Below are 14,048 nucleotides of genomic sequence, written 5' to 3' on the forward strand. Positions count from 1 at the left end.
GCATCAACAAGATTTAAGAATCAAAGTGATTTAAACCATAGATCTAAAGATGAAGTAAATCTGAAAATGAGCGAGTTTTGAAAATGAAGAAAAAAGCCACGAATTGCGTGGCTTTTTTCATAAAATCAATCTGCTTTCAACTGCGCTAAAATCGTTTTTAGCACTTGTAAACGAGCACTATGCTTATCATTGGTCGCAATCACATGCCACGGCGCATATTCTGTATTAGTGCGTTGCAACATATCTGCAGCAGCTTTGAGATAGTCATCCCAACGGTCACGATTCCGCCAGTCATCTGGAGTAATTTTAAAACGTTTATGCGCGGTTTCTTCGCGGGCTTTAAACCGCGCAGCTTGCTCATCCTTATCTATGGCTAACCAGAACTTGATGACAACCGTTTGACTGTTATATAGGTCCTTTTCAAAGCGATTAATTTCATCATATGCCCTCTGCCATTCAACGGTATTAGCAAATCCTTCAATCCGCTCAACCAAAACACGACCATACCAACTGCGATCAAAAATCGTGATTTTCTCTTCAGGGATAATTTTATTCCAAAAGCGCCATAAGTAAGGACGGCGTAGTTCATATTTTTCAGGTGCTGCTATGGTATGAATTTCATATTCGCGTGGGTCTAACTTTTTAACAATACGTTTAATTGCTCCGCCTTTCCCTGCGGCATCCATCCCTTCAAACACGATCACCACGTTGCGTGAATCAAAACGTAAAGCTTCAGCCACCTTACGGCTTAATTTTTTTAATTCTTTTTTATAATCGGCTTCATCAGCGACGGCTGTACTTGGCTCCAATAAAGCCTGTGGTGTTTTGGCTTGTTTCCAACGCCCTACCGCTTTAGTTTCATGTGTTGGACAATGTTTTAAAGTGCGTAAAATATACTGTGCAAATTGCTGATCACGGACTTGCTCATCTTCACAGTCGATAATGATCCAGTCATGACTAAAACGCTGACGTAAACGTTGCAAGTTGTCATATTGTTTTTTATTGCGCCAATCTAAACCATGCAATTTATGCCAACGCGCTTCACTCGGGTCCATTTCATCCAAACGTTTTTGTAAAGATTTCCAAGATAAATCGAACCAGACCTTAATCACATCGACATGATTATTTTTTAGGTCTCGTTCATAAGCCCGCATGTTCTCGACATATTCATCAAATAAGGTTTCATCCAAAGGTTTTGACACATGCATGGCGGTACTGAGCAAATCACTATACCAGTTTCCAAACATCACCATGATTTGCCCTTCGGCAGGAATAAACCGTGCATAAGACTGCCAAAAGGTTTGTTTTGGATTAAATATGATCGGGGCATCCGCTTTCACCCTTAAGTAACGTGGATCAACCCATTCACGGAGCTGTTTGACGGCCTCCCCCTTACCCGCAAGCTCTATTCCGCTGACTAAAATCAACACGCTTTTGGCATTAGGCTGACGGCTGGTATTTTTCAGTTGATACTGCGCTTCAATCAGCTCAACCGAGAGTTGTTCTTCATCCATCAATTGAAATTCTGTTTCTTTTAAGCTCATGGCGGACCCTTGGTTTTATTCTGTTTTGAGTATAACCATGCCCTTCACCCCACAACAATGCTTTCATGTATATGCTGAAATGCAAAATATGACCGTTTCTGCAACAAACTGACTCAGATTGACCTGTAATTTCGTCACTTTGTCATAGCCCTAAGCTCCAACACCCACTAAGATTCAAACATCTAAAAAATAATTGAGACACTCAATGTCCAAACTTGCAGTATTAGATGATTTACTTGAACTGTATTACCAGTTGAACTACCACAAAAAGCCAGAAATTTTACAGCGTTTACAAGATGTCCAGCAGTGGCAAAAACAGCGTATGCAACGCACACATGCCATACAATTTGCTGAAAAACACAATGTGCTGATGTCTGAATATTTTATTAATCGTTTATATGGCGGTCCTGATTTTGATGCATTAGCAGCACAAATTGCTCGTCTCACGCGCTATGCACACAAAGCTGAAAAATTGATTCCAGACAATGCTATAAAGACTGGTACTTCGGGCGTACAACTTGCCATTTTAGCCGTACAGCTTGATGAACAAGTGGCCATGCAATTATTAGAAGATTATCCATCCAATCTGCCCCTAACCGATGAAATGATGCGCCAGACTTATCTTAAGCTCGATCAGGGCAAGGACCGTATGTTACAGCTGCAACTATTGGACGATTTAGGTCGTAATCTAGATAAATATATGCGCTCATTTATGGTCTATACCGCCTTTAAGATGTGCAAAGGTGCAGCAATAAAATATAACTTCGAAGTGATGTATGACTTTATGCAAGATGGCTTTCTCGCAATGAAACCACTTAAGTCAGCAGAAAAATTTGTGCGCGAATTTACCGCTGTAGAACGTCAAATCATTGACCGTGTACATGCTGGAGACCCTAACCCGTTTCAGCCGGCGGCCTAACAAAATTATCATCCCCATTCAGCCCACATTTGATATAAAACAAACAGGGCGCTCAAAGCTGAATTCAGATTTTTTATAGGGGTTTTGCAAAGCAATTACAGCAGCCCCTTATTTTTTCTGTATATTATTCACAACAAATGCAAATGACTGCTGTATAACAACAGAGAATCTGTCATCATGCTTACAAAGTAACATTAACCCTATTTATAAGTTAGGAGTGACTCTAATGTCTAACGAGAATCAAACGCCTGTCCCTACACCTGAGTCGGCACAAAATACAGACAAAGCGAGTCCATTCTTAACTGAACCTTTACCACAAGGGACAGCGCAAGGTCAGCAACAATCTTTAGAACAACGTCTGACCGACACACCTGTGACAGGTTCAGTACCCAAATATAATCTGCCACGTGGCGCGAACACAGGTAATGTTGGGCCAACTACACACTTTGGTTATCAGACCGTGAGCAGCGAAGACAAAGCGCAAAAAGTCGCGGAAGTTTTCCACTCAGTGGCTGCGAAATACGACATCATGAATGATTTAATGTCATTTGGTATTCACCGTCTATGGAAACGTTTTGCCATTAACATGTCAGGTGTTCGTCGCGGTCAGCACGTACTGGATATTGCAGGCGGTACAGGTGACCTTGCTAAAGTGTTCAGTCGTGAAGTTGGTCCGACAGGTCATGTGGTGCTTTCAGACATTAATGAATCGATGCTCAATGTCGGTCGTGACCGCCTAATTGATGCTGGTTGTACCAATGTCGATTTCGTTTTGGCCAATGCTGAAACTTTAGAACCTTTTGCAGACAACAGTTTTGACCTATTAACCATTTCATTTGGTCTACGTAACGTGACTGACAAAGATGCTGCTCTTGCTGCAATGTACCGCGTTCTTAAGCCAGGTGGTCGTTTACTGATTTTAGAATTCTCTAAACCGGTATTTGAACCATTCTCAAAACTGTATGACTTATACTCATTCACTGCATTACCAATTATGGGAAAAATCGTAGCAAATGACTCTGAAAGTTATAAATACCTTGCAGAATCAATTCGTATGCACCCAGACCAACGTACTCTTAAAGGTATGATGGAAAATGCAGGCTTCCAAAACTGTGATTATCACAACTTAACGGGTGGTATCGTAGCCGTACATCGTGGTTTCAAACTTTAATACTGCAGGCTGAACTATGTGGTCGATTCTCGCACTTGGTGCAGTTGAACGCTTAATTCATCATTTCATTGATCTGGATGCTATTACTCGCATCCAACTGAATGAATTGCAAGGCAAAATGCTTCGTGTGGTGATCGATTCACCACAGTTGTCGGTGGATGTGTTTTTTGACAATCAGAAAGTTCGCTTAGAACCGACGCCAACAGGACACTCTGAAACCGCATCTATCTTTGAGCAACGCCCTTTCGAGCAGCAGTCAAGTACGACCGAAGCAACGGCGACCCTGCATGTCAAAACGGTCGTCGAGCTCCTTAAACTGCTGTTGGCTGAAGATGTCGGCAATATCCCATTGCAAGGTGATTATCATTTATTGCAGGATATCCAACGCATTATGCAGCAAGCTGAGCCCGATTTAGCTTCGCATTTAAGCCCTTGGATAGGTCCAAGCCTTGCGCATGAAATTGGTAAGTTGCAACTTGCACCCAAATATCTCAAACGTACTTTACAAAGCCATTTGTTCTTTGCTGAAGACGCGTTAAAAGAAGATTCTGGCTTGTTTGCCCCACGTTGGCAGATGGATGACCTGAATCAAGACACACGAATTTTGAATCAAAATCTGGACCGTGCAGAAGCAAAAATTCAGCAACTGCATAGCCAAATTGACTCATTACAAGACAACACTTAAGACTAGGTAATTGCACATATGATTCCGCACGTTTCACGTTTACTCGACCTTTGGCGCATCGCTGCGCACTATAGACTCGACACGTTGTTTCCTGCGGAAGAATTACCGGAAAAAGCCCGTCATATTCTTTCTCTCATTCGCATGCACCCTGCGGCATGGTCAAGCCGCGAGCGTAAAAATCCGCTCAAGCTCAAAGAAGCCATGGAAGAGATGGGCCCGCTGGCCATTAAAATGGGGCAATTACTGTCTACCCGTCGTGACTTGATTCCACCTGAAGTTTTACAGCAATTGGTACTACTACAAGACCGTGTAAAACCTTTTTCGAATGACGTTGCCAAAATGCGCATTCAGGAATCACTCAAAGCGGATGTGAATACCTTATTTGCACGCTTTGACGAGCAACCATTAGCCGCAGCATCTATTGCACAAGTGCATACTGCTGCCCTGCATGATGGCCGTGAAGTCGTGGTAAAAGTGACTCGCCCAAATATTCGCAATCAAATTCTGGAAGATTTTGAAATATTAGAGTGGCTTGGTCAGTTCCTTGAAAAACGTCTAGAAGCCGCTCGTGCCCTGCATTTATCTGAAATTATTCAGGACTACCGTCAAATTATTCTCAATGAATTGGATTTGACTTTAGAAGCGGATAACACCCGTCGTATGCGTCATTACTTCACCGGTTCAAGCATGATGTACGTGCCTGAAGTCTACATGGACAGCCGTGATGTAATGGTCGAAGAACGTATTACGGGTGTACCCATTTCAGATATTGCGACCTTTGATCGCTTGGGCATGGATCGTAAAGATTTAGCCGAAAAAGGGCTCACCATTTTCTTTACCCAAGTGTTCCGCGACAACTTCTTCCATGCCGATATGCATCCGGGGAATGTCTTCGTCGAAACCATCAATCCTAGCAATCCACGCTTTATTGCCTTGGACTGCGCGATTATGGGTGAGCTTTCAAAGCACGACCAAATGACCGTAGCACGCATGCTACTTGCGGTTATGAACAGCGACTTTATGCAGCTGATTCAAATCGTGCATCAAGCGGGTTGGATTCCACCGGGTACAGATCAAGATGCCTTAGCACGTGAAATGCGTCGCACAGTTGGCCCAATGGTCTCTAAACCAATGCATGAATTAGACTTCGCCGGCATTCTGATTCAAGTGATGGATATTGCGCGTCGTTTCCATTTAGAGATTCCGCCACAACTGATGTTGCTGCTCAAAACCTTGGTCCATGTCGAAGGTTTAGGAACTGATCTCTATCCTGAATTGGATATTTGGAGTTTGGCAAAACCAATCCTGACCGATTGGATTAAAGCGCAAATGAATCCTCAGAAAAACTTAAAAGAACTCGGACAAAAAATTCCAGACTTACTTTTAGGTGCGCAAGATTTACCAACGCTGATGATCGACAGTCTGAATGGTTTAAAAAATCAGTCAGCTTGGCATGCCAAACAACTCAATGAACTGCAAAGCATGCGCTTGCAAATGGAACATCAGCAAAAGCGTAGTTGGGTCTTTGGCAGTGTTATGGCCATCTTTCTCTCCATTGCGATAATTGCGCCATGGTATGTTTCCATCGTATTAATTGCACTTTCAAGCTTACTTGCCATTTGGCGTGTGTTTAAATAATCTGTATTTAAATGATCTTGATGTATCCATAAATCCTTTAAGCCTTTTGACAATAAAGGGCTTAAAGCTATAAAAAAAAATTTAAATAAGGCTGAACGCCATGTCATACAGTTATTTAGGGGTACTGTATGGTCGAAATCTACTCCGAGCATGTGCAACAGCCTCGCTGTATAGTTTTTCGACCCTGCTTGATGTGTTGGTTAAACTAAATATACACATGCCGTTTCTAAACTGGCAACCGTCAGCCAACACCATCCTGTATCGGATGCAACATAGCGCTGCATTTTGGTGGATCATTCTCTTTAATGCACTTCCCTGTTTATTCCTACTTTGTTTGCCACAGCAAAAACTGATGGCCGGGTTAAATTATTGGTTATTAGCTGGGGCCGTGGTTTTTATCATTAATCTATTTGCTTGGGCGGTCTTTCCAATGGCGACATGGGCAATCGTCTGCCTCAGTTTGTTTCAATTGCATCGGCATAATGAACAATTATTACAGCATTCCTGAGTGATACCCTGATATGACTGAGAAGTCATTTGTCGTAAGTTTCAGCCATTGGGTCTGTGCAAAAACGCACTAGAATAATTCTACGACTGTATTTTAAGCGACTGCCATGACTCAAATTTTGCAAAAAAAACCGCCTGCGCTCAATATCCGTGCTGGCCATTTAGCACGCCAACTGATTGAACAAGAAGGTTTAAACGCTGCTCAAGTGGATATCCTGCCCGGTGCTGCTGGTGGCCCGAAAGGCATTGGTATTCAAGGTTTAGATCAGGCGATTTTTGCTGACTTTTTGCCACGTGCGCAACAAAAGCGTACTTTAATTGGTTCATCAATTGGCAGTTGGCGCTTTGCCAGTATTGCTGCTTGGGGAGCTATCGAAGGCACGAAACGCCTCTCTGAGCTGTATACCAATCTGAGCTTTCATAAAAAGATGAGTCGTCAAGAAGTCAGCGATGTGTGTCGTGGCATGCTGATCGATTTGATTCAAGGTCAAGAAGCTGCACTGGTTAATCACCCGGATTATCACCTCACTGTGCTTTCAGTCAAAGCTCAGCATATTTTCCAAAGTGATAAAGCCCTGCCGCTGTTAGCCTCTGTCGCAGGGATCGTGGGCACAACAGCGCTTGCACGTAAACACAGTCGTTATTTCATGCAGCGTGTGATTAGTCAGCCTGTGTCAGGTCATCAATTTACTGTGGCAGATGATGGCTTTACCACGCATTATCATGCATTGACTCAAAATAGTGTCATGCCGTGGCTTATGGCATCTGCATCTATTCCTGGTGTTATGGCCGCGATACGTGATATCCCTGATGCGCCACAAGGCAGTTACCGCGATGGCGGCCTAATCGACTATCACATTGACCTGCCCTTCCAAAGTCAAGGCATCGTACTATATCCACATTTCACAGATAGCATCACCCCAGGTTGGTTTGATAAATTATTTAAACGCCAAGCCAATCCTGAAAATCAGGCGCGTACCCTGTTGCTGTCACCTTCACAAGAATACCTTGCAAGCTTGCCGCTTGGCCGACTGCCTGATCGTAAAGACTTTACCCTCAAAGGCTTAGACAACCAACAACGCATTAAAATGTGGAATCAATGTGTGGCTGAAAGTCAGCGTATGGGCGATGAGTTTTTGGAGTTGGTTGAAAAGCAACATTTCCCAGCAGTCATGCAAGCACTCTAAGCTTTACAGTAATCTCTTGCGAGGGACGCTATAATCCTGTTTCAGAATTTTGAGCTTATTTAGTATAAATTTATGCGGATATTTTTAACTGTTTTGCAGTATGCCTGCATCGCTTTTGCACTTTTCCTTGTTTATCAAGTGTCAACCGCCTTGATCAGCGGCCAATACGATTTAATGGAAGTGGTAGCAGATGTCGGTACCATTTTAATTTGTATCGATTTGGCGGTGTTTTTATTTACCAGTAATGCAAAACAAGGCATTAGCATCGAAGACTATGCGAAACAATTGGAACAAAAGCCGTCAAAATTGGTATATGTCACCCGTAAATTGGGACATTTCGGTATTTTGCTGATCATTACCAGTTGGATTGTACCGATGATTCGCTAATGTATTTTAGTTCAATAAAAAGGATCATCATGTGTTCATGATGATCCTTTTTATGTCATCGGATTTTATTTATCCGAAGAAATTAACCCGTCCAGTTTTTACATCATACACTGCACCAACAATCGCCACTTTACCTTCTTGCACCAACTGCTGTAGCACTTCACTATTTTGCAAAATATAGCGGATGTTGTAATGCACATTCATTTGCGTCACTTGCTCTAAAAATGCCGGACTCAGCGTTTGTGGTTGCATCAATTCGGCAACACGCGATACAGACTCATTGAGTGGCCCCAGCACATATTGAATATGTGGCATACGCGTCAGGCTCTGAATCGATTGACCAGCTAAATGCAACTGACAAGCACTGCTAACCGCACCACAGTCCGTATGACCAAGCACCACGATCACTTTGGCGCCTTTGGCTTCGCAGGCAAATTCTAATGAACCCAAAACTTTTTGCCCCGCGACATTCCCCGCTATACGTAAACTAAATAAATCACCAATTCCAACATCAAAGATCATTTCAGTCGGCGCACGAGAATCCATACAACCTAACACTGCCGCAATCGGATGCTGCCCTTCTTCAGCGGTCACCCGCAGTTGACGATAGATATCTCGTTGCAAACGCTCATTTTGTACAAACCGCTCATTGCCTGCTTTAAGCAAAGCGAGCACGGCCTCTGGGGTCAAACGTTGCTGTAAAGCTGCGGTACTGATATCAATATCTAATGCCGCCTCCTGCGCATCGGCATAATGTGCCTTGAAACCAATCAACTGTACTTGCACTTTACGTTGCGCCGCCTTTTCCTGTTGGTACTCTTGAATGAGTTGGAAAATATCAGCATCCATATCACTCACATGTGTGGCATCAATCACCACTTGTTCGCCGCGATGGATATGTTCCAATGCCGAGATTAATGCCGAACGGTTGAGAAAACTGACTTGTGAAGGCAATTCAATCCGTGTAATCACCCCATGTAAATGATGCTCTTTATACACCTTCAGTCCCTTATTAAAATTGGCGTATAAAATAAAGGCCGCACTACTGGCTAAACCAATCAAGATCCCGACCAATAAGTCTGTGAATAAAATCGCCAGTAAGGTAATGATAAAAGGAATAAATTGTTTCCAACCTTTTAAATACAGCTGTTTAAACAATTTGGGATGTGTCAGTTTAAAACCTGTGAGGATTAAAATTGCAGCTAATGCTGAAAGCGGAATCATATTCATCAAGGGCACTAAACACAGCACGGCAAACAGGAGCAACACGCCATGAAAGATGGCAGAACATTTACTTTTAGCTCCAGCACTGGCATTGACCGAACTACGAACAATCACTGACGTCAGCGGCATCCCGCCTATAGCGCCCGAAACAACATTACCGATACCTTGCGCCCATAACTCTCGGTTGGGGGGTGACGAACGCTTATGCGGATCTAATTTATCTGCTGCTTCCAAATTCAATAAAGTTTCTAATGACGCCACAACCGCCAAAGTAATTGCACCCGTATAAATCAGAGGATTATTTAAAGCGGTCCAATCCGGAAAGATCATCACATTTTGTGGCTGATCCCAAAGGTTAGGAAGTTGGATGAGATTTGATGGATGAACTGCAAAAGACGAGCCACTAAGCACCAACATGGCATTACATAGTGCAGCGAGGACTACAGCAACCAAGGCTGAAGGCAGAACCCAGTTTTTGCATGGACTCCTCTCCCAAAGCAACATCAAGACAATGCTACCTATACCGATCAGAACGGCACCGATATCCCATTGCAAATCGAGCGGCTGTGACTGCCACAGCACAGACCATGAAAATTGGTTCAAGCCAAACAAATAAGGTATTTGACTCCCAATCAAGATCAGCCCGATAGCTGCCAACAAACCCAATATGACATTGTTCGGAATAAAGTTGGCAAAGAAACCGAGCCGAAATATGCCAAATCCAATCTGTAAAATACCGGCAAAAACAATACACAATAAAAAGGCGGCATAGTTGCCGCCGAGTAGTTCTAGCTGTACCAAAATGACTGCTGTTAAACCTGCTGCTGGGCCTGCAACACTGATATGTGAGCCACTCAGTACCCCAACTAAAATACCACCGACAATGCCAGCAATAATGCCAGAGAGAATCGGTGCGCCAGAAGCCAATGCAATGCCTAGACATAGTGGTAAAGCCACGAGAAATACCACTGTTCCAGATAAAAAGTCGTGAATATGAAATCGATGTCGTTCAATTTTAGATATCATCATTTTACCGTTTATAATAAATATCAAATAATTAGATGTAAGTATGTAAAGCCTAAAGTTTGTGACCACTTTATGGCGTGACTTATATTGTCTGACAATCGAACGATTCTATAGTGTGTTTTGATACGTGATTTGTGTGATTTTTACACTTTATTGCGAAGTTTAAGATTCAGCTCATTTATCTTTGATAGGCCTTAAAAGAAATAAAAAAACCTCCCATTTGGGAGGTTTTTTAACAGTTAAAGATTAATTCGAACCTTTAATCCCTGCTTGTAATAACAACGCACCTAAACCACCAATTTTATTTTCTTGTGGTTTCGCTGCTTGAGGTTTTTTATGACCTTGTGGGCGGTCGCCTTGCGGACGAGCATGCTGTGGACGTTTCGCATGTGGCTTACGCTCACCACGTTGTTCTTGCTGCGCATTGTCACGACGTGGTTGACGTTGTGGTTTCGCTGCAGCAGCACCTTCTGCACGCATAGACAAGTTGACACGGTTACGTTCAACATCGACATTCAAGACACGAACTTGAACAATTTGACCTGGTTTCACGACTTTGTGCGGATCTGCAACAAATTCATTTGCAAGTTCAGAAATATGCACTAAACCGTCTTGGTGTACACCCACATCCACGAATGCACCGAAGTTCGTCACATTCGTAACCACACCTTCAAGCTGTAAACCTTCAGTCAACTGCGCCACTTCTGTGATGTCTTCACGGAATTTAGCCGTGCGGAACTCTGGACGTGGGTCACGGCCTGGTTTTTCAAGTTCAGATAAAACGTCTTGAATTGTCGGTAGACCAAATTGGTCATTCACAAATTCTTCGGCGTTTACTTGGCGAATAATTTCAGTATTACCAATAATATCTTTGACTGTGGTTGCTTTCGCTGCCACAATTTTTTCTACTAAACCATAAGATTCAGGGTGAACAGCAGAAGCATCAAGTGGCTCAGACCCATCTTGAATACGCAAGAAGCCTGCTGCTTGTTCAAAGGTCCGCTCGCCTAAACGAGGAACTTTTTTCAAACTTTGGCGGTTGTCAAAACGACCATTTTCTTTACGGAAATCCACAATTTGTTGTGCAATTGATTTATTCAAACCCGCGATATAACCCAAGATTGCAGATGATGCTGTGTTCACATCTACACCAACTGAGTTCACGCAGTCTTCAACTACTGCTTCTAGTGTTTTTGCTAAACCGGTTTGGTTCACGTCATGTTGGTATTGACCTACACCAATCGATTTCGGATCAATTTTAACAAGCTCCGCCAATGGATCTTGTAAACGACGAGCAATCGACACTGCACCGCGAATAGATACATCTAGCTCTGGCAATTCTTGAGATGCCAATTCAGATGCTGAATAAACAGATGCACCCGCTTCAGAGACAGACACACGAATCAAATTCAAATCCGTATTCGCAGCCATCATTTCGGCCACAACCGCTTCAGTTTCACGGCTTGCAGTACCATTACCAATCGCAATTAATTCAACATTGAATTCGCGGCAAAGGCGCGCAAGTTCAGCAACTGAACCAGCTTTATCTTCTTTCGGGGCAAACGGGTAAATAGTACTGTGTGCAAGTACATCACCTGATGCATTGACAACAGCCAATTTCACACCCGTACGGATACCAGGATCAACACCCAGAGTGGTACGCGCGCCTGCTGGTGCAGAAAGTAATAAATGACGTAGGTTTTCAGCAAATACATCCATCGCTTCAGCTTCGGCAGCCAAACGTTTTTCAGTCAATAATGAATGCTCAATAGCAGGACGTACTTTGCCCAACCAGAACAGTTTTGCTGTTTGTTTTAAGAAATCTGCACGCGCTTGTGGCTGAGCTGTTTCTATATTATATTCAGTTTCAATACGTGCCAATGGTGCATCATCTTCACCATCGACTTTTAAGCCTAAGACATTTTCTTGACGGCCACGTAGCATCGCCAATAAACGATGTGACGGCACTTTATTTAAGCTTTCAGAAAAATCGAAGTAATCACGGAATTTTTTACCGACTTCCTTTTTCTCATCACTTGCCACTAAACTTTTTAACATTGCTGTTTTTGCAAATGTTGCTTTGAGTTCAGTGGTTAATGGAATATTTTGCGCCCATTCATCAATTAAAATGTGTTGAATCGCATCAAGTTGACTTTCAACATCTGCATAATCTTCATGGCTAAAGCCTGCCAAAGCTTCCGTAGGATCGATCGCTTCATTAAAGATTTTTTCAGCGATTGGGCCTAAACCCGCTTCTTTGGCTTTAAATGATTTACTTGTACGTTTTGGACGGTACGGCGCGTAAATCTCTTCTAAAGCATTTTTCGTTTCTGCTGCATTCACGCGAGCAAGTAAGTCATCAGATAACTTGTTTTGTTCTTTTAGAGATTCGATTACCTTTTCACGGCGCTCAAATAAATCACGCAGGTAAGTCAGACGTGTATCGAGCTGACGTAATTGAGTATCGTCCAGACCTTGCGTCACTTCTTTACGGTAACGTGCGATAAATGGAACACTGGCACCTTCATCAATGAGCTTGATGGCAGCTTCAATTTGATTTGGACGTACGGCAATTTCTTTTGCCAACTGCTGAACTAAGTCAGTCATCGTATTAGATCCCTGCAAGGATAAGTTCTAAAAGCCATGATTATAAAGACCAAGACCATAAAATCCACAATTGTTTTTATAAATTTATTCGTGGTTTTTAATGCCAATTCATCTCAAATACACATTTTTTTACGAAACTGACTATGAAACAGCAAATTAGCGAGACTCAGACAAGCAAACTGATTCGAACAACATGTATACATTTGGTATCTATGTCTTGATTTTAACTGCAATATTTGTTGCTTTAGAGCATAGTAAATTTATATAAATGAATCGTATACTCAAGTGAAATCGACTTTTTGTTTACGATGACAATAAAGAATAAGGAGCACGTCATGAGTTTAGTTGTACCTGCTGAAAAAACAGATGCCGTACAAGCCGAAACCGACCGAGTCGAACGCATTCTGGTTGTCGATGATGATGTGCGTCTACGCACCCTCTTACAACGCTTCCTAGAAGATAAAGGTTTTGTGGTCAAAACCGCACATGATGCGACTCAGATGGATCGTCTGTTGCAGCGGGAACTCTTTTCCCTGATTGTGCTCGACTTTATGTTACCTGTTGAAGATGGCTTGAGTATTTGTCGCCGTCTGCGCCAATCTAACATCGATACCCCAATCATTATGCTGACCGCTCGTGGTAGTGATTCAGACCGTATTGCTGGACTTGAAGCCGGTGCAGATGACTATTTACCAAAACCATTTAACCCGAATGAGCTATTAGCTCGTATTCGTGCGGTCCTACGTCGCCAAGTGCGTGAAGTTCCGGGCGCACCAAGCCAACAAATGGAAGTGGTGTCTTTTGGTCCTTGGTCACTCGACCTGTCTACTCGTACATTAACCCGTGAAGGTCAAGTCGTCACATTAACAACGGGTGAATTTGCCGTACTCAAAGCATTAGTTCAACACCCACGTGAACCACTGACACGCGACAAGTTAATGAATCTTGCTCGTGGTCGTGAATGGGGCGCGATGGAACGTTCAATTGACGTTCAGGTTTCTCGCCTGCGTCGTTTGGTTGAAGAAAACCCAGCACGTGCGCGCTATATTCAAACCGTTTGGGGCGTAGGTTATGTCTTTGTTCCAGATGGTGCTGAATAAGCCATAAAATAAGACCTGAGAATCGAGTCACCGTACCTCATGTCCGGAAATAC

General features: G+C 43.0%; 11 protein-coding genes. 8 read left to right on the forward strand and 3 right to left on the reverse strand.

The genetic code is table 11. The features are described from left to right. Positions 1 to 125: 125 nt before the first annotated feature. Positions 126 to 1,544: a polyphosphate:AMP phosphotransferase gene (gene pap / locus LXF01_RS14750; protein WP_233944638.1), complete on the reverse strand. Its 1,419-nt coding sequence runs from the start codon at positions 1,542 to 1,544 to the stop codon at positions 126 to 128. A gap of 205 nt (positions 1,545 to 1,749) precedes the next feature. Here pap and LXF01_RS14755 point away from each other — a divergent pair, with 205 nt between their 5' ends. From LXF01_RS14755 to LXF01_RS14785, 7 genes are all read left to right on the forward strand, one after another. Continuing rightward, complete coding sequence (locus LXF01_RS14755; protein WP_233944639.1) at positions 1,750 to 2,463, forward strand: FFLEELY motif protein; 714 nt, start codon at positions 1,750 to 1,752, stop codon at positions 2,461 to 2,463. A gap of 226 nt (positions 2,464 to 2,689) precedes the next feature. Beyond that, positions 2,690 to 3,634, forward strand: coding sequence for a bifunctional demethylmenaquinone methyltransferase/2-methoxy-6-polyprenyl-1,4-benzoquinol methylase UbiE (ubiE, locus tag LXF01_RS14760; protein ID WP_078192823.1), 945 nt, complete (start codon positions 2,690 to 2,692; stop codon positions 3,632 to 3,634). A gap of 16 nt (positions 3,635 to 3,650) precedes the next feature. Further along, positions 3,651 to 4,319 (forward strand): ubiquinone biosynthesis accessory factor UbiJ, encoded by a 669-nt coding sequence (locus LXF01_RS14765; RefSeq protein WP_180035009.1) that lies wholly within the window; start codon positions 3,651 to 3,653, stop codon positions 4,317 to 4,319. 18 nt (positions 4,320 to 4,337) lie between these two features. Further along, a complete protein-coding gene (locus tag LXF01_RS14770) occupies positions 4,338 to 5,957 on the forward strand; it encodes an ABC1 kinase family protein (RefSeq protein ID WP_111885633.1) in 1,620 nt (539 codons plus the stop codon). Positions 5,958 to 6,057: 100 nt separating this feature from the next. Next, positions 6,058 to 6,465 carry a hypothetical protein gene (locus tag LXF01_RS14775; protein ID WP_233944640.1) on the forward strand — a complete coding sequence of 136 codons (408 nt, stop codon included), beginning with the start codon at positions 6,058 to 6,060 and terminating at the stop codon, positions 6,463 to 6,465. Between the two features lie 106 nt (positions 6,466 to 6,571). Then, positions 6,572 to 7,651, forward strand: coding sequence for a patatin-like phospholipase family protein (locus tag LXF01_RS14780; RefSeq protein WP_233944641.1), 1,080 nt, complete (start codon positions 6,572 to 6,574; stop codon positions 7,649 to 7,651). A 72-nt stretch (positions 7,652 to 7,723) separates the two neighbouring features. After that, positions 7,724 to 8,038: a hypothetical protein gene (locus LXF01_RS14785; RefSeq protein WP_078189807.1), complete on the forward strand. Its 315-nt coding sequence runs from the start codon at positions 7,724 to 7,726 to the stop codon at positions 8,036 to 8,038. A gap of 69 nt (positions 8,039 to 8,107) precedes the next feature. Here LXF01_RS14785 and LXF01_RS14790 read toward each other — a convergent pair whose 3' ends face one another. After that, positions 8,108 to 10,288, reverse strand: coding sequence for a SulP family inorganic anion transporter (locus LXF01_RS14790; RefSeq protein ID WP_233945491.1), 2,181 nt, complete (start codon positions 10,286 to 10,288; stop codon positions 8,108 to 8,110). A 246-nt stretch (positions 10,289 to 10,534) separates the two neighbouring features. Continuing rightward, positions 10,535 to 12,895: a Tex family protein gene (locus LXF01_RS14795; protein ID WP_233944642.1), complete on the reverse strand. Its 2,361-nt coding sequence runs from the start codon at positions 12,893 to 12,895 to the stop codon at positions 10,535 to 10,537. A 335-nt stretch (positions 12,896 to 13,230) separates the two neighbouring features. Here LXF01_RS14795 and ompR point away from each other — a divergent pair, with 335 nt between their 5' ends. Further along, entirely contained in the window at positions 13,231 to 13,995 is a 765-nt protein-coding gene (ompR, locus tag LXF01_RS14800) for an osmolarity response regulator transcription factor OmpR (RefSeq protein WP_180059384.1), read from the forward strand. Positions 13,996 to 14,048: the final 53 nt, after the last annotated feature.

This window comes from Acinetobacter sp. SH20PTE14, from assembly GCF_021391555.1.
GTDB lineage: Bacteria > Pseudomonadota > Gammaproteobacteria > Pseudomonadales > Moraxellaceae > Acinetobacter > Acinetobacter amyesii.

Coding starts and splice junctions, on each gene's coding strand:
- LXF01_RS14790 (WP_233945491.1), bottom strand. CDS start 10,288: ATGATATCTAAAATTGAACGACATCGATTTCATATTCACGACTTTTTA.
- LXF01_RS14775 (WP_233944640.1), top strand. CDS start 6,058: ATGTCATACAGTTATTTAGGGGTACTGTATGGTCGAAATCTACTCCGA.
- pap (WP_233944638.1), bottom strand. CDS start 1,544: ATGAGCTTAAAAGAAACAGAATTTCAATTGATGGATGAAGAACAACTC.
- ompR (WP_180059384.1), top strand. CDS start 13,231: ATGAGTTTAGTTGTACCTGCTGAAAAAACAGATGCCGTACAAGCCGAA.
- LXF01_RS14780 (WP_233944641.1), top strand. CDS start 6,572: ATGACTCAAATTTTGCAAAAAAAACCGCCTGCGCTCAATATCCGTGCT.
- LXF01_RS14785 (WP_078189807.1), top strand. CDS start 7,724: ATGCGGATATTTTTAACTGTTTTGCAGTATGCCTGCATCGCTTTTGCA.
- LXF01_RS14770 (WP_111885633.1), top strand. CDS start 4,338: ATGATTCCGCACGTTTCACGTTTACTCGACCTTTGGCGCATCGCTGCG.
- LXF01_RS14765 (WP_180035009.1), top strand. CDS start 3,651: ATGTGGTCGATTCTCGCACTTGGTGCAGTTGAACGCTTAATTCATCAT.
- ubiE (WP_078192823.1), top strand. CDS start 2,690: ATGTCTAACGAGAATCAAACGCCTGTCCCTACACCTGAGTCGGCACAA.
- LXF01_RS14795 (WP_233944642.1), bottom strand. CDS start 12,895: ATGACTGACTTAGTTCAGCAGTTGGCAAAAGAAATTGCCGTACGTCCA.
- LXF01_RS14755 (WP_233944639.1), top strand. CDS start 1,750: ATGTCCAAACTTGCAGTATTAGATGATTTACTTGAACTGTATTACCAG.